This window comes from Parablautia sp. Marseille-Q6255, from assembly GCF_951230155.1.
In the GTDB taxonomy this organism is placed as follows: domain Bacteria; phylum Bacillota; class Clostridia; order Lachnospirales; family Lachnospiraceae; genus Choladousia.
Genome location: NZ_CATNVD010000007.1, coordinates 98,584 through 119,835, shown reverse-complemented (window position 1 = coordinate 119,835; position 21,252 = coordinate 98,584). Strand labels below are relative to the sequence as shown.

General features: G+C 43.0%; 16 protein-coding genes and 1 other annotated feature. Of the genes, 14 read left to right on the top strand and 2 right to left on the bottom strand.

Annotated elements, in window-relative coordinates; all coding sequences use genetic code 11:
• Positions 1 to 39 precede the first annotated feature (39 nt).
• From QOX44_RS06850 to ltrA, 9 genes are all read left to right on the top strand, one after another.
• Positions 40 to 1,287 (top strand): ABC transporter substrate-binding protein, encoded by a 1,248-nt coding sequence (locus QOX44_RS06850; protein WP_283682265.1) that lies wholly within the window; start codon positions 40 to 42, stop codon positions 1,285 to 1,287.
• A gap of 145 nt (positions 1,288 to 1,432) precedes the next feature.
• Positions 1,433 to 2,338 (top strand): carbohydrate ABC transporter permease, encoded by a 906-nt coding sequence (locus QOX44_RS06845; RefSeq protein ID WP_283682264.1) that lies wholly within the window; start codon positions 1,433 to 1,435, stop codon positions 2,336 to 2,338.
• Positions 2,328 to 3,152 (top strand): carbohydrate ABC transporter permease, encoded by an 825-nt coding sequence (locus QOX44_RS06840; RefSeq protein WP_283682263.1) that lies wholly within the window; start codon positions 2,328 to 2,330, stop codon positions 3,150 to 3,152. The genes QOX44_RS06845 and QOX44_RS06840 overlap by 11 nt, the downstream gene beginning before the upstream one ends.
• 183 nt (positions 3,153 to 3,335) lie before the next feature.
• Positions 3,336 to 5,330: a glycoside hydrolase family 31 protein gene (locus QOX44_RS06835; protein ID WP_283682262.1), complete on the top strand. Its 1,995-nt coding sequence runs from the start codon at positions 3,336 to 3,338 to the stop codon at positions 5,328 to 5,330.
• A gap of 169 nt (positions 5,331 to 5,499) precedes the next feature.
• Positions 5,500 to 7,122 carry an AAA family ATPase gene (locus QOX44_RS06830; RefSeq protein ID WP_283682261.1) on the top strand — a complete coding sequence of 541 codons (1,623 nt, stop codon included), beginning with the start codon at positions 5,500 to 5,502 and terminating at the stop codon, positions 7,120 to 7,122.
• 106 nt (positions 7,123 to 7,228) lie between these two features.
• On the top strand, positions 7,229 to 8,350 hold the full coding sequence (locus QOX44_RS06825; RefSeq protein ID WP_283681393.1) for an ISAs1 family transposase: 1,122 nt from the start codon (positions 7,229 to 7,231) through the stop codon (positions 8,348 to 8,350).
• 115 nt (positions 8,351 to 8,465) lie between these two features.
• Positions 8,466 to 8,687, top strand: a binding site (T-box leader).
• 79 nt (positions 8,688 to 8,766) lie between these two features.
• Positions 8,767 to 11,175, top strand: a complete 2,409-nt coding sequence (gene leuS, locus QOX44_RS06820; RefSeq protein WP_283682260.1) for a leucine--tRNA ligase — start codon at positions 8,767 to 8,769, stop codon at positions 11,173 to 11,175.
• A 528-nt stretch (positions 11,176 to 11,703) separates the two neighbouring features.
• The gene (locus QOX44_RS06815; protein WP_283680641.1) at positions 11,704 to 11,844 is read left to right on the top strand and encodes a hypothetical protein; all 141 of its coding nucleotides are present in this window, start codon (positions 11,704 to 11,706) and stop codon (positions 11,842 to 11,844) included.
• 46 nt (positions 11,845 to 11,890) lie between these two features.
• Complete coding sequence (gene ltrA, locus QOX44_RS06810; protein ID WP_283681000.1) at positions 11,891 to 13,282, top strand: group II intron reverse transcriptase/maturase; 1,392 nt, start codon at positions 11,891 to 11,893, stop codon at positions 13,280 to 13,282.
• A gap of 73 nt (positions 13,283 to 13,355) precedes the next feature.
• On the opposite strand, the gene QOX44_RS06805 is transcribed toward ltrA, so the two are convergent.
• Together QOX44_RS06805 and QOX44_RS06800 are read right to left on the bottom strand one after the other, a co-directional pair.
• On the bottom strand, positions 13,356 to 14,303 hold the full coding sequence (locus QOX44_RS06805; protein ID WP_283682259.1) for an arginase family protein: 948 nt from the start codon (positions 14,301 to 14,303) through the stop codon (positions 13,356 to 13,358).
• Between the two features lie 15 nt (positions 14,304 to 14,318).
• On the bottom strand, positions 14,319 to 15,365 hold the full coding sequence (locus QOX44_RS06800; RefSeq protein WP_283682258.1) for a LacI family DNA-binding transcriptional regulator: 1,047 nt from the start codon (positions 15,363 to 15,365) through the stop codon (positions 14,319 to 14,321).
• Positions 15,366 to 15,754: 389 nt separating this feature from the next.
• Here QOX44_RS06800 and QOX44_RS06795 point away from each other — a divergent pair, with 389 nt between their 5' ends.
• The 5 genes from QOX44_RS06795 to QOX44_RS06775 all read left to right on the top strand — a co-directional run bounded on the left by QOX44_RS06795 (position 15,755) and on the right by QOX44_RS06775 (position 21,251).
• The gene (locus tag QOX44_RS06795; RefSeq protein WP_283682257.1) at positions 15,755 to 17,233 is read left to right on the top strand and encodes a sugar ABC transporter ATP-binding protein; all 1,479 of its coding nucleotides are present in this window, start codon (positions 15,755 to 15,757) and stop codon (positions 17,231 to 17,233) included.
• 26 nt (positions 17,234 to 17,259) lie between these two features.
• A complete protein-coding gene (locus tag QOX44_RS06790) occupies positions 17,260 to 18,267 on the top strand; it encodes an ABC transporter permease (RefSeq protein WP_283682256.1) in 1,008 nt (335 codons plus the stop codon).
• 101 nt (positions 18,268 to 18,368) lie between these two features.
• Positions 18,369 to 19,322 (top strand): sugar ABC transporter substrate-binding protein, encoded by a 954-nt coding sequence (locus tag QOX44_RS06785; protein ID WP_283682255.1) that lies wholly within the window; start codon positions 18,369 to 18,371, stop codon positions 19,320 to 19,322.
• 46 nt (positions 19,323 to 19,368) lie between these two features.
• The gene (locus QOX44_RS06780) at positions 19,369 to 20,265 is read left to right on the top strand and encodes an amidohydrolase family protein (RefSeq protein WP_283682254.1); all 897 of its coding nucleotides are present in this window, start codon (positions 19,369 to 19,371) and stop codon (positions 20,263 to 20,265) included.
• A 44-nt stretch (positions 20,266 to 20,309) separates the two neighbouring features.
• Positions 20,310 to 21,251, top strand: a complete 942-nt coding sequence (locus QOX44_RS06775; RefSeq protein ID WP_283682253.1) for an ROK family glucokinase — start codon at positions 20,310 to 20,312, stop codon at positions 21,249 to 21,251.
• Position 21,252: the final 1 nt, after the last annotated feature.

Here is a 21,252-nt window from a genome sequence, read left to right as displayed (position 1 = left end):
TGGCCGGTTAACCGGTTAAATATAGAAAGGAGAAGAAATATGAAAGAGATGAAGCAGTGGAAAGCAATGGCGGCAGGTACAGCGATGGCAGCAGTTTTGGCGGCAGGCACGATGACAGCGGCAGCAGAGGAAGAGGTTACGATTACATATGCAAACTTCAATGCTTCAGGCGGACAGGAGGAAACGCTGGAGGCGATGTATGAAGCATTTCATGAAGAGTATCCGAACATTACCGTTGAGATTGAAACGATAGGATTCGATGATTACTTTACGCAGATGCAGACGAGAGTAGCAGGCGGTACAGCTCCTGACTGTTATGAGCTGAATATCGAGAACTTTGCAGCGTATGCAAATAAGGGCGCGCTTGCGCCGCTCGATGATCTTGATGCATCGGGGTATAATGAGACGGCTCTTTCTGCCTTTAATGTAGATGGAACACAGTACGGTGTGCCAGGCAATTTTTCTAACGTTGTTCTCATTTATAATAAAGACCTGTTCGATCAGGCAGGGATCGACTATCCGACTGATGAGTGGACCTGGGAGGACGCTCTTTCGGCGGCAGAGGCTATTCGGGCACTTGATGAAAATACGTACGGTATCTATCAGCCAGTGACATTTAATGAATTTTTCAAGGTGGCGGCTCAGTTTGGCGGAAGTATTTTAAATGAGGATAAGACAGAGTTTACGATTAATTCCGAAGAAAATGTAGCGGCAGCAGAAATGATGATCTCCAAGATCACTGACAGCAACGTGCAGCCAAATGATGAGCAGATGAGCGGTATGGGAGACTGGGATCTGTTCCAGAGCGGACGTCTTGGCATGATACCGACCGGTATATGGGCATTCTCTACTTTTGCAGAAGGTTGTGATTTTGAATGGGATATCTGTGTAGAGCCGGGGCAGACGCAAAAAGCGACACATTTCTTCAGCAATGCGCTTGTAGTAAATGCAGATACAGAGAAAAAAGAAGCGGCACAGTGCTGGATCAACTGGCTCGCATCAAGTGAGACGGCGGCAAAGATGCGTATAGACGCGGGATGGGATCTTCCGGCGATCAGCAATGAGGAGGTGCTTTCCAGTTATCTTGAAATGACTCCTCCGCAGAACCGTCAGGCAGTGTTTGATTCTCTGGATTATCTTGAGGTAGCTCCGGTCATTGAGGATTATGCGTTGATGTCCGACATTATCACAGGAAAGCTCGCAGAAGCGGCATCCGGAAAGATTACGCCACAGGAGGCGCTTGACGCGGCTCAGAGCGAGTGTGAAGCGCAGATCACTCTTCAATAAAATGGTTTGATTCGCTATATAATGCTGCATTTTCAGATATCCGGCGATCACACGATGCAGTATATCATGTGACATATGCGATATGATATACTGCACATGGGATTTGCGGGATATCTGATGATATGGACAAAATGAGGAGAACGGTATGAGCAAGAAGAAAAAGCAGCAGGCGCTGATACGGTCGGTTCCATTTATGCTTCCGAGCTTTGTGGGAATGATCATTTTCAGTCTGCTACCGATCGTAATTTCGATTTTTATCAGTCTGACCGACTGGAACGGGCTGGATAAACTGAATTTGAATACACTGTCACAGCATTTTGTGGGGCTGGAAAATTACATAAATATTTTGACGACTTCAGAATTCTGGAAGGTACTGGGACACACACTGTATTATATTGTGTTGTACATTCCGCTTGTTTTTCTGGCATCGCTTGGAATTGCAGTGATTTTGAATAAAAATATGAAAGGCATCACAGCATTTCGCGTGATGTACTACATTCCGGTGCTGACCTCCTGGGTGGCAGCCAGCCTGATCTGGAAATGGGTATTAAGCCCACAGTACGGGATTTTTAATCAGCTGCTTTCCTATATCGGTGTCAGGGGACCGAGCTGGCTGACGAGCGAGGTGTGGGCGATGCCTGCGATCGTACTGGCATCTGTCTGGAAGGATATGGGCTTTTTCGGTCTCTTTCTTTTATCCGGTCTGAAAATGATCGATACAACGTATTACGAGGCGGCGCGTGTGGATGGCGCAGGGAAGATCAGGCAGTTCTTTTCTATTACGCTTCCGCTTCTTACTCCCTCGATCTTTTTCTGTATGATCATGTCGCTGATCAATGCATTCCAGCTATTTCCGCAGGTCATGATCATGACGGAGGGCGGACCGAACGGGGCAACGCAGGTAATGGTCGAGCGAATCTATACGTATGGATTTAAATATTTCAAGATGGGTTATGCGTCTGCATATTCATGGCTTTTGTTTGTCATTATTTTTGTGCTGACCGTGATCCAAATGAAAGGACAGAAGGGATGGGTGCATTATGAATCGTAAGGTATGGCAGAATGTCCGGTTTTATACAGTCGCCTGTCTGATCTCAGTCATTGTGATGATTCCGTTTTTCTGGATGGTGTCTACTTCTTTAAAAAGCAAGGGCGCACTGATGGCGCTCCCGATCGAGTGGATACCGGCAGAGCCGACGCTTGATGCGTATGAAAAAGTATTTTCCAGATTTCCGTTTCTGCGGGCTATGTTAAACAGCTTGTTTATTACTTTTTCTTATACATTCATTACAGTGCTTTCCGCATCCATGGCGGCTTTTGCGTTCACGAAGATTCGTTTTCCGGGCGCTGGAGCGGTGTTAAATATCTATCTGGCGTCTATGATGATACCGACACAGGTTACGCTGATTCCTCTGTTTGTGATCATGAACCGGCTGGGGCTTATCAATACGTACCCCAGCGTGATACTTCCGGCAATGTTTCGTGCTTTCGGTATTTTCATGCTGGTGCAGCAGATGCGTTCGATTCCAGATGATTTTATTGAAGCGGCACGCATCGACGGAGCAAGCATGTTCCGCATTTTCCGAACAGTCGTTTTACCGCTTTGCGGATCTTCTATCGCGACGCTGACGATCACGACATTTATGGAGAGCTGGAACGATTATCTCTGGCCGCTTCTGATGCTGACAGATAAAAATAAAATGACGCTGACGCTTGCATTAAACAGCTTGAACGGACAGTACGGAACCGAGTATAATGTATTGATGGCGGGCAGCCTGATCTCTATGATCCCGATCGTGATCGTGTATATCTGTGCACAGAAGCACTTCAGGCAGGGCGTTATGGCAGGCGGTGTAAAATCATAGGAGCATATAAAATAATAAAATTGCAACTGTTCAGAACAGACGAATCACCTGCTGATGAGACCGTAAAGGCATGAATCAGGTGTGAATAAAGCCCATCGGCGCAGCCGATTTTCATGGAGTTACGAATCGTATCTGTGAAGGTACTGAACAGATACATAAAATTTACAGAACTGGAGTTAGATTATGGTAAGGAGATATGTTTTTGGAAGTCCGCTCGAGACGGACGCAGTGATCAAGAAGCCGGAGGCTTGCGGCAGTAAAACGCAGTTTTTTGAAAAAGAAGGCAGTACGCTCAGATATATGATGGATGAGGAGGACATCGTATACGGTCTTGGTGAAAATGTGCGAGGGATCAACAAGCGGGGCTGGATCTATGTGAGTAACTGTACGGATGAGCCGCATCATCATGAAAATACGAGTTCACTGTACGGCGCCCATAATTTTCTGATCGTGGCGGGAAAGGGAAAAAGACCGTTCGGACTCTTCCTCGATACGCCAGATAAGATCGCATTTGACATAGGGTATACGAAACACAGCCTGCTGGAGATCAGGATCGACGGGATGGATTATGAGCTGTACGAGTTTGAAGGGGAGACGCCGGATGAGATCGTAAAAGAGTTCCGGGAAATGATCGGTCTGCCGTTTCTTCCGCCAAAGTGGGCGTTCGGATTTGGTCAGTGCCGCTGGAGCTATCGGACGTCGCAGGAGGTGCGCGAGGTAGCCAGGCAGTACCGGGAAAATCATATACCGATCGACAGTATTTACCTGGATATTGATTACATGGAGCGCTACAAGGACTTTACGATCGACCGGGAGAGCTTCCCTGATTTTGAAGCACTTGTATCAGAAATGAAAGAGCAGGGCATTCATCTCGTGCCGATCATCGATGCAGGCGTAAAGATAGAAGAGGGCTACGATACGTACGAAGAGGGCGTAAAAAACGGCTATTTCTGTAAGGATGAAAACGGAGAGGATTTTGTCGTAGGCGTGTGGCCGGGGCGCTGTCATTTTCCGGATATGTTAAATGACGAGGCGAGAAGATGGTTTGGCCTGAAATATAAATTCCTGCTTGATAAGGGGATTGACGGCTTCTGGAACGATATGAATGAACCGGCGATCTTTTATTCCGAGCGCAGGCTGAAAGAGACATTTGACAAATTGGAAGAATACCGGGACATAAATCTTGACGTAAAATCATTCTTTGCGTTCAAAGATATGGTGGCGGGGCTGGAGAAGAATCCGGAGGATTACAGGAGCTTTTATCATAATTACCGGGGAGAGCGGATACGCCATGACAAAGTACATAACCTGTTTGGATATTATATGACGCGCTCTGCAGGAGAGGCGTTTGAGGAGCTGGAGCCGGACCGCCGTATCCTGATGTTCTCCCGGTCCTCTTACATAGGAATGCACCGCTATGGCGGCATTTGGATGGGCGACAATAAATCATGGTGGTCGCATATCCTGATGAACCTGAAAATGCTTCCATCGCTGAATATGTGCGGTTTCCTGTACACAGGTGCAGACATCGGCGGCTTTAGCTGTGATGCGACAGAAGATCTTGTCCTGCGCTGGCTCTCACTTGGCATCTTTACGCCGCTGATGCGAAACCACTCCTGCGACGGTACACGCAGACAGGAGGCGTACGCATTTGAAGATACAGAAGCTTTCGCCGGCATTATCGGTCTGAGATACCGTCTGCTTCCTTATCTTTACAGCGAGTTTATGAAGGCTGTTCTGAAAAATGAGATGTACGCAAGACCGCTCGGTTTTGTGTGGGGAGAGGATCCTGTGGCACGGCGCACAGAGGATCAGCTTATGATCGGTGAAAGTGTGATGATCGCTCCGGTTTATGAGCAGAATGCAGCAGGCAGGACGGTTTATCTGCCGGAAGAGATGAAGCTTGTGCGGTTTGGCGGGACAGAGATTACCGAAGAGCGAGAACTTCCGGCTGGACATCACTACATCGAAGTGGCTCTGGATGAGGTTGTAATCTTTATCCGAAAAGGCAGGATTCTTCCGCTTGCACAGACAGCAGAAAAGGTAGACGATGTAGACTGGGATACGCTGGAACTGATACATTTTGCACAGCCGGGGGCTGTGTATGAGCTGTATGATGACGATGGCGCAGAACGCCACCCGAAGCTGGAAGAGCATATTTCAGAGATTGTTCTTTAAAATAATGCAGAATGGACAATAGAAGTTTGAATGAAGATATAGAGTTATTTAGTCGTGCAGTGAGAGGGCACTGGAGTGTAGAAATCTTGCTTAACCTTTTTATTCATGATAAAATAAAAAGAAGCAGGCAGCTTTTCGGAATGCAGACATAGAGGGGAAGAGAGCGCGTATGGGGATTTATGTAAACAGCAAAACAGCGTATACGTTATATAAAAGCGAGACAGAAAAACCATATTTTGTAGATAAAACCAGAATGCTGGAAGAATTATTTCCTCTGGTGCGGACTGGAAATAATCATGTCTGTATTACCAGACCGCGGCGGTTTGGAAAAACTGTAGCGGCAAATATGATTGCAGCCTTTTTTTCGGAGGGCTGTGATTCTGGGGATATTTTTGATACGCTGCAGATTGCAGCAGTGAGTGGATATGACGAATACCGGAATCAGTTTCCTGTGATCCATATTTCTTTTCACGAACTGGACGGAGCCTGCAGTTCTTATCGTGAATACATCGGACGCATGGAAAGACGGCTGGTACGGGATATAAGAAAAGAATACCAGCAAGCTGACATTGAGGAAACGGACAGTGTGGCGGATGTGCTTTTAGAGCTGCATGCGCAGGAAGGGACAAGATTTATCTTTGTTTTTGATGAATGGGATTTTATTTTTCACCAGAATTTTATTACGGAACAGGACAGAAAAGAGTATCTTTTGTTTTTGCGGAACCTCTTAAAAGACAGACCGTATGTGCGGCTCGCCTATATGACGGGGATTCTTCCGATTGCGAAGTACAGCAGCGGATCGGAGCTGAATATGTTCAGTGAATATACGATGGCTTCCGAGGAACGGTTTTCTGAGTATTTTGGATTTACAGAGCAGGAAGTGGATTTGCTGTTTGAACGCTATCAGGAACAGAAATGGCAGTCGGAGCAGGTGACGCGGGAAGACCTGAAAAAATGGTATGATGGATACCACACGAAAGCTGGAGAGCGGCTTTATAATCCACGATCTGTAGTACTCGCTTTATCGAATAATAATCTGGGTAATTACTGGACCAGCTCCGGACCTTACGATGAAATTTTTTATTATATTCAAAATAATGTAGACGCCGTGCGGGACGATCTTGCCCTGATGGTATCCGGAAACGCAGTTCCTGTAAGGATATGGGAGTATGCAGCGACGGCGCAGGAGCTAAAGACAAAAGAACAGATCTTATCGGCAATGGTGGTCTATGGCTTTTTAAGCTATGAAAACGGGATGATCTCTATTCCAAACAGAGAATTGATGGATCAGTTTGCAGATATGCTGAAAAGGGAAACCTCCTTTGGATACGTGTACCGGCTGGCAAAGGAATCAGAAAGGATGCTTCAGGCCACTCTTCTGGGAGATACGGAGACGATGGAACGTATTTTGGAACAGACCCACGATATGGAAACGCCGATCCTTTCGTATAATCACGAAACAGAATTAAGCGCAGTGGTCAATCTGGCCTATTTATCTGCAAGGGATTATTACCGTGTAGAGCGGGAAGAAAAGGCAGGAAAAGGATTTGTAGATTTTATCTTTTATCCGGAAACGTCATCGGTAAAGGACGGGATCATTCTGGAACTGAAAATAGATCACTCACCGGAGGCGGCGATCGCGCAGATTCGCGAAAAGAATTATGCGATTCGTTTTGCTGGAAAGCTGCCTCAAACTGGCAGGATCTTGCTGGTCGGGATCAGCTATGACAAAGATAAAAAGAAGCATCACTGTAAAGTAGAGGAATTAAAGAATGAAAAAACAGAAGCTTAAACAGCTCAGAACAGCTCAGAAACAGACCAGGACAAACGCATGAGTAAATAAATTGTGAACAAATTCCCTTTTTCTGGTATGATAAAAAGAAAAAGGGGGTTTTGCTATGGATGAGCTGCTGGAATGGATGGATTATATCGAAGATAAACGACAGCAGAGGAAAGTACGGCACAAGCTGAAGGACATAATCGTGATTGTTTTGTTTGCTACACTTGCAAATGTGGATGACTGGGTTGAAATGGAGTATTTTGCCCATTATCATGAAGCATATTTGAAAAAATATATCGAATTGAAAAACGGGATTCCGTCTCATGATACACTTTGCCGTGTGTTTGGAATGCTGTCACCGGAAATCCTGCAGCAGCTTTATGGTAAATGGCAGGAATTACTGAATCAAAATGAAGGAGAAACATTGCGTAAGCTGATCTGCATTGATGGAAAAACAATGCGTTCCAATAAAAGAAAAGAAGGAAAAGCGAACCATATCATAACCGCCTGGAGTAAAGAAGATGGCTTCAGTCTTGGTCAGAAGGTGGTAAATACCAAGAGTAATGAGATTACGGCGATACCGGAATTACTGGAGAAAATCCGGATCAAAGGTCAGGTTGTGACGATTGATGCTATGGGAACGCAGACAGCCATAGCCGAAAAGATCCGTTCGAAACAGGGAGACTATGTATTGGCGTTAAAGGAAAACCAAAGGACGCTGCATGAGGATGTGAGTCTGTACCTGAATGATATGAAGATAAAAGAAGAACTGCGTAAGAAGGGGAATTATAAAAAAACAATTGAAAAAGCCCACAGCCAGTTAGAAATCCGGGAATATTACCAGACAAAAGAAACTGGATGGCTGTCTCAGAAGAAGGACTGGAAAGGGCTTAAAAGTATTGGAATGGAAGAAAAGACGATTCAAAAAGATGGCGAGGAGAAAAAAGAGTTCCGTTATTATATCAGCAGCCTAAATGAAGATATAGAGCTGTTCAGCCGTGCAGTGAGAGGTCACTGGAGTGTAGAAAGTATGCACTGGCAGCTGGATGTAACATTTAAGGAAGATGGCAACACAACGCTGGATAAGCAGGCAGCAGAAAATTTAAACATCGTAAGGAAATGGTGTTTAAGTATACTGAAAATGGTAGAAATTTTCCGCTCTAATCTGTCAATGAAAAAGAAACGGTTTGTAATCAGTATGAACCCAGCGGAGTTTTTGGAGCAGGTATTAAATTTTTAAAAACAAGATATTTTGAGAAAGAGGAAGGAAAACAATTCATGCGTTTGTCCTGGAAACAGACAACAAGTCCTTGACAAACGCGGTATAAGTCAGTAGAATAACACTCGTATAAATGCAAAAGACGCAGAAAAGGAATAGTAGGAAAGCAGATATGCACAGAGAGCTGCCGGGTGGTGTGAGGCAGAGATGGATGTTTTCTGAACTCGCCTTGGAGTTTCCGAAGTGAACCACAGTAGCTTTGGACGGGAGATCCCGTTACAGATTTTATGAGTGCATCTGATGATAAGGATCAGATGAATTAGAGTGGTACCACGGAATTGAACCTTTCGTCTCTGGAAAACTGGGGATGAAAGGTTTTTTGTGTTATGAACACTTAAATCACACTTAAAGAAATACGAAATCAGGAGGAGAAAAAAATGTCTGTACCATACAATCACAAAGCGATTGAAAAAAAATGGCAGAAAATCTGGGATGACCATAAGGCATTTGCTGCATCAGAAGATTACAGCAAGCCAAAATACTATGCACTGGTGGAGTTTCCATATCCGTCAGGACAGGGGCTTCATGTCGGCCATCCAAGACCGTACACTGCGCTCGATATCGTAGCGAGAAAGAGAAGAATGCAGGGCTATAACGTGCTCTATCCGATGGGCTGGGATGCATTTGGACTGCCGACTGAGAACTACGCGATCAAGAATAAGATCCATCCGAAAATCGTAACAGCAAATAATGTGGCGAGATTTAAAGATCAGCTTCGTTCCCTTGGATATTCCTTTGACTGGGACAGAGAGGTCAATACCACAGATCCGGAATATTATAAATGGACGCAGTGGATTTTCCTGAAACTCTTTAAAGCCGGACTGGCATATAAGAGTGAGATGCCGATCAACTGGTGTACTTCCTGTAAGGTGGGACTGGCAAATGAGGAGGTCGTCAATGGTGTCTGCGAGCGGTGTGGTTCTCCGGTTGTCCGCAAGGTAAAGAGCCAGTGGATGCTCAAGATCACAGAGTATGCGGACAAACTTCTGGAAGGCTTAAATGACGTCGATTATATTGAGCGCGTGAAGGTTTCGCAGAAAAACTGGATCGGTAAGAGCCAGGGCGCAGAGGTAGACTTTGCAGTTGCAGGCAAAGAGGATAAGCTGACAGTTTATACGACAAGACCGGATACGCTGTTTGGAGCGACCTATATGGTAGTGTCTCCGGAGCATCCGATGCTTGAGAAATACAAAGACGAGATCAAAAACCTGGATGCGATCCACGCATATCAGGAGCAGGCTGCAAGAAAGTCTGATTTTGAGCGTTCTGAGCTTGCGAAAGAAAAGACAGGTGTCGAGATCGACGGTATCCGCGCTGTAAATCCGGTCAATGGGAAAGAGATCCCGATCTGGGTGTCGGACTATGTACTGATGAGCTATGGAACCGGCGCGATCATGGCAGTACCGGCGCACGATACGCGTGACTGGGAGTTCGCAAAGAAATTTAATCTGCCGATTATTGAGGTTGTGGCAGGCGGAGAAGATGTGCAGAAAGAAGCATTTACGGATGTGGCAACAGGCAAGCTGATCAATTCCGGTTTCCTTGACGGACTTGAGGTAGCACAGGCAAAGAAAACGATCATCGAATGGCTGGAAGAGAAGAAGCTTGGAACCGGAAAGACGAATTTCAAGCTCAGAGACTGGGTGTTCTCCCGTCAGCGTTACTGGGGCGAACCAATCCCGATCGTACACTGCGACAAATGCGGCTATGTAGCGCTGCCGGAGAGCGAGCTTCCGCTGGAATTGCCGGATGTTGAGACCTACATGCCGACAGATAATGGAGAATCCCCGCTTGCTGCCATGACAGACTGGGTGAATACAACGTGTCCATGCTGTGGCGGTCCGGCAAAGCGTGAGACAGATACTATGCCGCAGTGGGCAGGTTCTTCGTGGTATTTCCTGCGGTATACGGATCCGCATAATACGAAAGCGCTGGCAAGTCCGGAGGCTCTGAAGTACTGGCTGCCGGTAGACTGGTATAATGGAGGTATGGAGCATACGACGCTTCATCTGCTCTACTCCAGATTCTGGCACAAGTTCCTCTATGACAATCAGGTAGTGCCGTGTCCGGAGCCGTACCAGAAGCGTACTTCCCACGGCATGATCCTTGGCGAGAACGGAGAGAAGATGTCCAAGTCCCGCGGCAATGTTGTCAATCCGGATGATATTGTCGGTGAGTATGGTGCAGATACGCTCCGCACCTATGAGATGTTTATTGGAGCGTTCGATCTGAGCGCATCCTGGTCAGAGAATGGCGTAAAGGGCTGCCGTCGTTTCCTGGAGCGTGTCTGGAAACTGCAGGATATTCTGACAGACGGTGATTCCTACAGCGCTGATCTTGAGACGAAGATGCACCAGACGATCAAGAAGGTAAGCAATGATTTTGAGAGTCTCAAGTATAATACAGCGATTGCAGCTTTGATGGCGCTTCTTAATGATTTTGTGAAAAAGGGCAGCATCACACGCGCAGAATATGCGACCTTCCTGACACTGCTCAATCCGGTGGCTCCGCATATCACAGAAGAGCTGTGGAGTACCTGCGGTTATGAGGGATTCCTCTATGAGCAGCCGTGGCCGGAGTACGATGAGGCGAAGACGGTAGAGAACACTATCGAGATTCCGGTACAGATCAACGGCAAGACAAAGGCCGTGATCCAGATCCCGCTCGACATCTCCAAGGAGGATGCTATCGCAAAAGGGAAAGAAGCACTTGGTGATAAATTAAACGGTACGATCGTAAAAGAGATTTACGTGCCGAAGAAGATCGTAAATATCGTTCAAAAATAATTCGAGAGAAACTCTCACAGCAGAATAGGTACTTATTATTAGAGAAATGACGCAGATGGTAGAGATATTGTCTGCGTTATTTTTGTGGTATAGAAAAGGGCGATTTTTATTGGAACGAAAAACAGATACTTTTATTGATGAATGAACGAAAATGTAGGAAAGGTTACAGTGAGTGATATTAGTTCATTCGGATATTTATATTTGTTTGTTGCCCAGATGTAGATTTATATAAAGAGGAGGGGGCTCCCTCACCTCCTCCTGATTTCTTGTGCGCCTGGCGGCGCACGTTTCTAACGGGTGCAAGTCCCGAATTCGCCCGGTAGTGGGAAGGATATAGCCGAAGGCAAGGGTGTCCATCGTGAGATGGAATCTGAAGGAAGCCAGATGTGGGAAACTTACTAACCCACGGGCAAACCTCTGGTCTGACGGACAGAAATCGCATATAAGGCTGTACATGAGGGTAAGTCTGCAAGACAAGATGAAGCCCGATAACTACACGGAATCATGTGCAGTAAATGCGGCAGATGGATGGAGGGAAAGAAACGTGTGGTACCCAGGGAGGTCTGTACGGAACGCTCTGAAAAGAGTAACCGTTATCGGAAGGTAACGCTGAACGTACAGAAGTCAGCAGAGGCCATAGTAGTTGATTTTTTTTCAGCGAAGGGCTGAATCAATAGGAGTCTTTCGTACGACTGGGAAAGGAGGAATGGGCAGAATGGGTACAGAAAACAGAGAAAGCTGCTCACAAAGAGATAGCGCGGAACGCAAAGGGTATGTGAGAGCGCACCGCTCATTCAACCGGATATGGAAGGAAAGGGACAGTGCAGAGCCAGATATCCTAAGTAAGATACTGAATAAGGATAACCTGAACAGAGCTTACAAAAGAGTGAAGGCGAACAAGGGAGCGCCAGGAGTTGATGGGATGACTATTGAAGCGGCGTTACCATGGTTGAGGGAGAATAATCACGAACTGGTAGAAAGAATCAGGAAGGGGAAATATAGCCCTTCCCCAGTCAGGAGAGTGGAGATCCCGAAGCCGGATGGAGGGACAAGAAAGCTAGGAATCCCTACTGTCATAGACCGCATCATCCAACAGGCCATGGCACAGCAGCTGATGCCAATCTATGAACCTCTGTTCTCGAAGGACAGTTATGGCTATCGTCCGGGTCGAGGGGCAAAAGACGCTGTCAGGAGGATAAAAGAGTACATCGAGCAGGGATATACGAGGGCAGTCGTCCTCGACCTGTCGAGATACTTTGATACGCTGAACCATACGATACTGCTGAACCAGTTGAGGAAACAGGTAAAAGATGAAAGAGTGGTACAGATGGTAAAGCGATATCTGAAGAGCGGAGTGATGGAAAACGGTGTTGTAACAGAGACGGAGGAAGGCTCCCCGCAAGGAGGAAATCTATCTCCACTCTTAGCAAACGTGTATCTGAATGAATTCGACTGGGAGTTTCACAGGCGGGGTGTGCCATGCATCCGCTACGCAGACGATATCGTACTGCTGGCGAAAAGCGAACGGGCCGCAGAGCGACTGCTGGAATCCAGCACGAAATATCTGGAGGAAACGTTGAAACTGAGAGTGAACCGGGAAAAGAGCCGGACAGTCAGTGTATTCGCAATCCGAAATTTTAAGTTCCTTGGCTTCTGTTTTGGGAAGAACGGAAAAGGAATCTATATCCGAGTCCATGGAAAGTCATGGGAGAAAGCCAAGGATGAACTGCGCAGGCTCACTTCCCGGAGCAAGTGCGGAAGTGTCGTCCGAACTATGGAAAAGGTAAAAGTCTACATGAGAGGATGGCTAAACTATTATGGGATAGCGGATATGAAGAACAATATCGAAAGCGTGAACGGATGGCTGTACCGCCGGATACGGATGTGTATCTGGAAACAGTGGAAACTGCCAAAGACCAGGAGGAGAAAGCTGATAGGACTGGGGTTATCAGAGTGGGCAGCATGCGAAGGAGCATACAGCAGAAAATCCTACTGGAGGATGTCTAACACGGGTGTGGTCAAAAGAGCATTAACAAAAGAAAGACTGATAAACTGGGGCTTCTATGATTTAGCCACAGCCTATCAGTCTCTGCACATCAACTATTGAAACCGCCGTGTACCGAACGGTACGCACGGTGGTGTGAGAGGACGGCGGCTAATCACCGCCTCCTACTCGATTTTTACAGTAATTCCGGATATTCTTTCCACTCTTCTAATCCAGAGGAAACAACTCTTAAGCCACTCAGAGTTAAAGAATCTTGCCCTGGGATATCAGTATCGAAATAGAAGCCGTAAGTGCCATAGACAAGAACTTTTCCTGTCTGCATTACGATTCGGATATTTCGCATGACTGTGTCAATTGAAGGTCCACCTTCTGCAACACAAGCTGCATTGGGAACGTGTCGGTTATTTAAGATGTCAGCATCAATGTGAAGGTAAATTGCATCTACTTGGCTTGCCAATTTTTCTACATTTTCTCGCCAGATATTTGCGTTTTCGAACTCTTCAGATTTGAGCCAATTAATGTGCAGTTTTTCTATAATCGCTAATGCACCATCATCGTCGATTTCTGCTTCTCGGAAATCACTCAGGATTACCAAGCGGTCATCATAAGGAATTGCAAGACCGGCTGCAGTTCTCCATTCTTCCATATCTACACCCAAAATTACGGCCATATCCATGCCGCCTAAAATCCCAGTGTGCGTAACAGCTGGGGTAGACATATCGCTGTGGGCATCAAGATAAATGATTCCGACACGTTTATCGGAACCGATAGCACGCTGAATTCCACCACAGACGCCAACTGCGTCCTTGCAGTAACCACCAGTTAGAAGTAGCGCTTCTTTATTGGATAAATGCTGATATACAGCATCAGAAACCTGTCTTGTTAAAGTAAGATATACTTCTTCATTTTCTTTAGGCTGATAAACAATTTCTTCGACCGTGTAAGGTACGGTAGCTTTATTGTATATTCCACATAGTTTGTAGTCATCTAATTCGCGATATTTTTTCCAGTGCTGAATATCAGAATAAATACCTTTTCTGATATGTTTTGGATCGGGTCCCCAGTTTAGATCACCATAAGGAATTTCGATGACGCCTAAGTGATTGATTTTTGTTGTACTCATAATTTTCCTCCTCTACTATTTAAAATTTAAATTTGATAAATTACAGTCAATAAATACTTGAGTGGGGGTAAAATTTGCCCCCTTTTTTATATTGTCAAGTAAAATATCACTGGCTCGAATGGCGATTTCTTCTGTTTTCTGAGATACTAGGCTGACGATTTTTTGATAAATATTCTGGTTTGTGCCAGTGATATTTTCCACAAATGATAAATTGAAGTCATCAAAAACACCTATCTCAAAGTCTGCATTTTGTGCATATTTGGTAACTGGAAGTAGATTACAAAAATGTTGTACATCCGAACCGGTGTGAATAATAAATGCAGTGAATTCAATAGAAGAATTCATAAGGGAATATATTGGCTGTTGTTGATAATCTCGATCGGGGTAAATAATTTCGTTGTATCCAGGTAAAGCGTGTTTGTACATGGCTTGGTAATAACCATTTAATCGTTCTAAAGAAACGTTTGTCAGAGTCGCCTTGTTTTGAATGATACTCAGGATATTCTTGTGACCACGTTTGATAAGGCTTTCTGTTAATTGATATATACCCTCTTTATTGTTGGACGTAACAAAGGAGAATTGAGAGTTATTGGGATAACAGTCAAGGAAAACGAAAGGAATTTCCCATTCAGTTATTTTGTCAAGGTATTTTTGATTATTTGCATTGGCGAACGAATCCATGATAATACCAGAAACGTTTAAGGAATGGCAGAGCTCTAGATATTTGAATTCTAGAGAACTATCTTCCTTTGAATCAAATATAATTGCAGAGTAACCATTTTCGTATGCTATTTTTGTAACAGTATCAGCGATTGTTGACATAAATCGGCTATTTATGTGTGGCAGAATCAGGGCAATCGTTTTATTTAATTTTGGAAAAGGAGAAACATTGATTATTTGTCCTGATGGAGTATAGTTTAGTTCGTTTGCAATGTGTAGAATTTGTGCGCGTTTTTCTTCTGACACACGAACCTGACGATTATTTAAAACTCTAGACACTAAAGCTTTGGATACATGAGCTTTATCAGCAATCACTTGTAATGTAACATTTTTATTGTTCATTATGTCCTCACTCTCTGTAAAACAAGTAAAAGTTTATCTTTTTTAAAGATTTTATCAATTATAATTGAAAGAGTCAATAGAAAAAACAAAAATGTTTTGTTAGATAGCCTTTTGATGAAGAAAAATAATGAATTTTTTGATGATTGTGCAATAAATACAAAAATAATAAGTAATAATTGTTGAAAATTCAGTGAAAAAAATGCTTGTGATAAATATTGTATCACTGCTACAATATACTCAACAAATAAAAAAACGATTTAAGAAAAATGGCATTAAACAGGGATATATTCGATGAAACTATGTAGAATTTAATGCAAAGTAGCAAATGGTTAAATGTATAGCAATAGAAGAATTACAAACTAAGATAGAATCTAAAGATAGGAGGAAGTATGAGTCGAGTTATTCTTGAAATGAAGAAAATCTATAAAAGTTATGGAGGAATTCAAGCTTTAAAAGATGTAAGTTTAGAACTGAGAGCGGGTGAAGTGCTATGTCTGTGTGGAGAGAATGGAGCAGGTAAGTCTACGCTGATGAAAATTTTAGCGGGGGTAGAAACTCCTACACAAGGAGAAATTTTTATTGATGGAAAACTGGTGAAAATATCAAAGCCGATTGATGCTTTTGACTTTGGTATTAGCATGGTGCATCAGGAGTTGGTACAAATTGAAGAGATGACGGTTGCTGAAAATATTTTCGTTGGAAGGTATAAGACCAAAGCGGGGTTTGTTGATAACAAAAGATTAAGAGAAGATACTTTAAATTTGATGAAAGAATTAGGTATTTACTTTGAACCAGATTCTTTGATCAGACAGTATACCGTAGCTAGTCGACAACTGATCGAAATTGCAAAAGCATTGTCTCATAACTGCTCAATTATTATTTTTGATGAACCGACAGCAGCACTGACTATCGAAGAAACTGAAAAACTGTATAAGATTATTCGACAGCTGAAAGAAAGAGGAATGGCAATTATCCTTATTTCTCATCGTATGGAAGACCTTTATGCAGTAGGCGATCGGGTAGTGGTTTTGAAAGATGGAGAAAATTCAGGAGAACTGCAAGTTGCGGGATCGAAGGTTGACGATATTGTTCAACTGATGATTGGACGACAGATGACTCAGCAGTTTCCCAAAAAAACAAATAGCCCCGGAGAGAAACTCTTAGAAGTGAAAGGCTTAACCAATTCAAAAATAACGAATATATCTTTTGAGTTGAAAAAGGGTGAGATTCTTGGAATTGGCGGTCTGGTTGGTGCCGGAAGAACAGAACTTTTAAGAGCAATTTTTGGAGTAGATGACTGTCAGGGCGATGTTTTTCTGAAAGGGGAAAGAATAAAAAATAATTCACCGATAGATGGGCTGAACAGAGGATTTGCATTAGTTCCGGAAGATAGAAAAGATCAAGGCCTGATATTAAATCAATCGATTCTTCAAAACGTTGTTTTAAGTATTTTAAAAAAGATGTCTGTCTGGGGGATCATGAATCCTAAAAAAGAGATGGATGTTTGTGATGAATACATTAAAAAGCTTAAGATTCGCACATCGGGAAGAACTATGATTGTTCAGATGTTAAGTGGAGGTAATCAGCAGAAAGTGGTAATTGGTAAATGCCTTGCATCAAATCCGGAGATATTATTGCTGGACGAGCCTACCAGAGGGGTTGATGTAGGAGCAAAGGCTGAGATTTATAAAATTATAAATGATCTGGCAAGTGAAGGGATGTCAATTATAGTAGTTTCTTCTGAGATGACAGAACTTTTAGGCATCAGTGATAGGATTTTAGTAATGCATGAAGGACATTTGTCGGGTGAGTTGTCTATGAATGAAGCAAGCGAAGAAACTATTATGAAGTTAGCGATTAACCATTAATTGATAAAATGAAAGGAAGGTAAATAATGAAGACAAAAAATGATAATAACATGACTTTATTTGAGAAAGTAAAGAGTTCAAAATATTTTGAACTGTCAGGCTTAATCTGCTTGATCGTTGTATATTCTATTATTGTACAGAGCCGGAGTGGAAATTTCTTTACAGTTGGCAATATTAACAATATTCTTAAGGAAATTGTAGTATATGGTATTTTGGCAAGTGCACTGACGTTTCCTCTGATTAATGGGACTTTTGATTTATCGATTGAATCCACATGTGCATTAGGAGGAACCTGTTGTGCACTACTGGTAACAGACGGTTTGTTTGGACTGAAAACAAATTTGTTTTTTGCAATTATTATATCTGTTTTGATTTGTTGTGTTGTAGGTGTTGTGAATGGTTTATTGGTATCCAGGACGAAAATAGATCCGTTCATTGTAACATTGGGATCACAAACTGCGGTAAGAGGTATTGTTTATATTGTATGTAATAATAGCGCAGTAACGTCTCTTCCAGATTCATTTAAGTTTTTAAGTTCCGGAAAAATATTAGGAGTATCAGTTTCTATCTGGATTTTACTTCTGGTATTTGTGATGATGGCGTTGGTGCTTGGAAAAACTTCTTATGGAAGAAAAATCTATGCAATCGGCGGAAGCTATGTTGCGGCATATATTTCTGGAATTAATGTAAAAAGAATTCGCTTTTCTACATATATCATCAGTGCAGCATTGGCATGTATAGCAGGTATACTTTCTACTGCTCGTGTAGGATCAGCAACACCAAATGCTGCAAGTGGATACGCTACTATTGCAATCTCTGCATGTGCGATTGGTGGTGTGGCGTTAACCGGTGGTAAAGGTCTGACAATTGGCGTATTTCTTGGTGCTCTGATGATGGGTATGATTACAAACGGAATGAATCTGATGTTTATTGGTAGTAACTGGCAGTATGTAGTCAGAGGATGTCTGATGGTAATTGCAGTATTCTATGCTCAGTGGTTCAGTAAAATTTCAAATAAAGCAACCAAGAAGTAGTGGATAAAAAAGTAGTATATAGAAGAACAAAATTCTAGCGGCCGTAGGGATTATGTTCTTTTTATATAGTCGTTAATGAAAAAAAGCAGGAGGATTTGACAATGAATAAAAAATTGGCAAGTATGTTACTGGCGGGAACAGTGATTATAGCGAGTACAATGGCCGCACAGGCAGAAGAAAAAACTATTGCAATTGTTCCGTGGGATATATCTCAGGCGTTTGCAGCACAGTTTGCAGAAGTTGCAACAGAAGCGATTGAAGCTAATGGTTGGAAAGCGGTAACTATGGATCCGAAAGGTGATTGGGCTTCAGAATATACTATTATAGAGAATCTGATTACTCAACAGGTGGATGGAATTATTTATACAGCGATTGACGCAGACGGAGCAAATGATGCTGTTGAATTGTGTAAAGAAGCGGGTATTCCGATTGTAGGCTATGACTGCCTTGCTTCGGAAGGGGGAGAAGATGCGGCTGTTAGATATGATGACTACAGAGGTGGTGAGATGGCAGCAGAACAGGTTATGGAAGCATTGCAAGGAAAAACAGATGCTCAGATTGTTGTATATGAAGAAGAACCGTCCATCGCATCTAGTGGATTGAGAGTAAATGGTTTTGTGGAGTATATGGAGGCAAACTATCCGGAGGTAAAAATTGTAGTGAATCGTTCTGCCGATAGAACTGCAGATGGTTGCTACATTTGGGCAACTGATATGATTACAACATATCCGGATGCAGACGCATTTTTCTGCTGGTGGAATGAATGTACCATGGCAACTTACAATGCACTGCAGGATGCAGAAAAAACAGAAGTTTATGTAATTGGATACGATGCAATGGAAGAACAGCAGAACCTGATGAAATCTGTAGGTGAAGACTGTAAGCTGTATGCAAGTCCAGGAATGTCGGCAGCTAAGATGGCAAATAAATGTGTGGAATATATGGGACAGATTTTTGAAGGAACTTATACAAGAGCAGGAGCAGAAGATATTTGTCAGATGATACCTGAACTGCTTACTGTACATAATGCGCAGGAATTTGATATTGATAAATAAAAGATTGGCGGGGCAAAATGCTCCGCCAGTAAAGTAAAGGAGGAAAATGATGATTATTGATTCTCATATGCATTTAATTAATTCAAAATGTTTTGATAAACCAACCTATGACAGGCTGGGACAGACTATTCCTAAGGATACAGACATTGATCAGCTTGTAAAGTGGATGAAAGATGCAGGCATTGAAAAATGTGTATGCATGGGACAAGATATGCACCGAATCTGGAATTCGGAATTCGGAGAAATCGCGGTAGAAACATCATATGAAAAATATCCCGATTTCTTTATTCCGTTCTGCAGCGTGGAACCTATTGACAGTGCGGGAAGATTTAATCAGAAGAATTATGATTATGTGGTAGATAAGGTGACCAACTGCGGGTATAAAGGAATTCTATTTACCCCGCCTTATGGACAGTTTAATTCTAATGATAGAGCGATTTATCCGTTCTACGAATTTGCTCAGAAGACAGGAACGGTAGTTCAGTATCATCATTCAGCAGCAGGTGGTCCCACTGTATTGGCACATACAAAATATGCAAAAATGGAAAATCTGAATGATGTAACGTTTGATTTTCCGGATATGAAAATTGTGATAGAGCATATTGGCTATCCGTTCAGCGAATATTTGTTTACTATGATGGTTAATGATGAAAATTTATGGACAGATCTGGCGATGCTTTATAAACGCCCGCTTTGGATGACTTGGAATATGGTACTTGCAAAAGAACTGGGTGTTTTGGACAGAGTTATGTTTGCTTCTGATTTTGTGGCATCAAATAATGATTTATTTTCAGAAAATCCAACTAAGGATCTGCTGGAATGGATTGATCTTGTGCAGAATGGTATGAATAAGATTTGTAAGCAGTCTGGATGGCCTACATTTACAGAAAAAGAGATTAATGGAATTCTTCATGATAATGCTGCACGCCTTTACAGTCTGTAAGGCTGATAATAAAGAAAAATATTTCAGATGTAGGAGGTGAAGAGATGAAAGTATTTTTTGGAGTAGATATTGGTGGCACTGGAGTAAAGTTCGGAGCTTTTGATCAAAACGGACAGTTGATTGACAAGTGGTCAATTCTTACAAATTTATCAGATTCTGGTCAGAAAATCATACCGGATGTAGTGAAAAGTATAAACACATATATTGCAAGGAAAGAAGGCTTATATAATATCGGCGGTATTGGTATGGGTATACCAGGGCCGGTAGATAAAAAAGGTTATGTGAAAACATGTGTAAATCTTCACTGGACAGAGTTCAATCCGGTAGAAGAACTGAAAAAGGAATTTCCGGATGTAGCAATTGCAGCAGGAAATGATGCGAATGTTGCTGCTCTTGGGGAATACTATAGAGGAGCAGGAAAAGAATATTCAAGTATGATGCTGATAACTCTGGGCACTGGAGTCGGAGGTGGGATTGTAATTGATGGAAAAGTATTGCTGGGTGCAAACGGACTGGCAGGTGAAGTAGGGCATATTTCGGGAGGTATTGCAGAAACGGAAAAATGTAACTGTGGAAATGTGGGATGTATTGATCAATTTGCGTCGGCTACCGGTATTGTACGCATCATGAAAAAACTTTTAAATGAGCAGGATGGTTTTTCGAAACTGTGTAATAAAGAAAAGTTTACAGCAAAAGATGTATGTATGGCAGCAGAACAGGGTGACGAATTAGCTTTACAGTGCATTGATATTTGTATGAGTGCGTTGGGAACTGGACTGGCATTCTTTTCTCACGCATTTGATCCCGAAGTTTATGTAATTGGCGGAGGAGTTTCCAGAGCCGGTGGTCTGATTATTGATGTGATAAAAAAAGCATATTTAAAAAGGCTGTTTCTGATCGACAAAGGTGCTGATATTAAGTTAGCAACACTCGGAAACGATGCGGGCATTATTGGCGCCTGTATGTTGGTTATGAATGGAGAATAAA

What these genes read in the sequence shown, in the direction of transcription:
- QOX44_RS06850 (WP_283682265.1), top strand. Translation starts at nt 40, where the DNA reads ATGAAAGAGATGAAGCAGTGGAAAGCAATGGCGGCAGGTACAGCGATG.
- QOX44_RS06845 (WP_283682264.1), top strand. Translation starts at nt 1,433, where the DNA reads ATGAGCAAGAAGAAAAAGCAGCAGGCGCTGATACGGTCGGTTCCATTT.
- QOX44_RS06840 (WP_283682263.1), top strand. Translation starts at nt 2,328, where the DNA reads ATGAATCGTAAGGTATGGCAGAATGTCCGGTTTTATACAGTCGCCTGT.
- QOX44_RS06835 (WP_283682262.1), top strand. Translation starts at nt 3,336, where the DNA reads ATGGTAAGGAGATATGTTTTTGGAAGTCCGCTCGAGACGGACGCAGTG.
- QOX44_RS06830 (WP_283682261.1), top strand. Translation starts at nt 5,500, where the DNA reads ATGGGGATTTATGTAAACAGCAAAACAGCGTATACGTTATATAAAAGC.
- QOX44_RS06825 (WP_283681393.1), top strand. Translation starts at nt 7,229, where the DNA reads ATGGATGAGCTGCTGGAATGGATGGATTATATCGAAGATAAACGACAG.
- leuS (WP_283682260.1), top strand. Translation starts at nt 8,767, where the DNA reads ATGTCTGTACCATACAATCACAAAGCGATTGAAAAAAAATGGCAGAAA.
- QOX44_RS06815 (WP_283680641.1), top strand. Translation starts at nt 11,704, where the DNA reads ATGGAGGGAAAGAAACGTGTGGTACCCAGGGAGGTCTGTACGGAACGC.
- ltrA (WP_283681000.1), top strand. Translation starts at nt 11,891, where the DNA reads ATGGGTACAGAAAACAGAGAAAGCTGCTCACAAAGAGATAGCGCGGAA.
- QOX44_RS06805 (WP_283682259.1), bottom strand. Translation starts at nt 14,303, where the DNA reads ATGAGTACAACAAAAATCAATCACTTAGGCGTCATCGAAATTCCTTAT.
- QOX44_RS06800 (WP_283682258.1), bottom strand. Translation starts at nt 15,365, where the DNA reads ATGAACAATAAAAATGTTACATTACAAGTGATTGCTGATAAAGCTCAT.
- QOX44_RS06795 (WP_283682257.1), top strand. Translation starts at nt 15,755, where the DNA reads ATGAGTCGAGTTATTCTTGAAATGAAGAAAATCTATAAAAGTTATGGA.
- QOX44_RS06790 (WP_283682256.1), top strand. Translation starts at nt 17,260, where the DNA reads ATGAAGACAAAAAATGATAATAACATGACTTTATTTGAGAAAGTAAAG.
- QOX44_RS06785 (WP_283682255.1), top strand. Translation starts at nt 18,369, where the DNA reads ATGAATAAAAAATTGGCAAGTATGTTACTGGCGGGAACAGTGATTATA.
- QOX44_RS06780 (WP_283682254.1), top strand. Translation starts at nt 19,369, where the DNA reads ATGATGATTATTGATTCTCATATGCATTTAATTAATTCAAAATGTTTT.
- QOX44_RS06775 (WP_283682253.1), top strand. Translation starts at nt 20,310, where the DNA reads ATGAAAGTATTTTTTGGAGTAGATATTGGTGGCACTGGAGTAAAGTTC.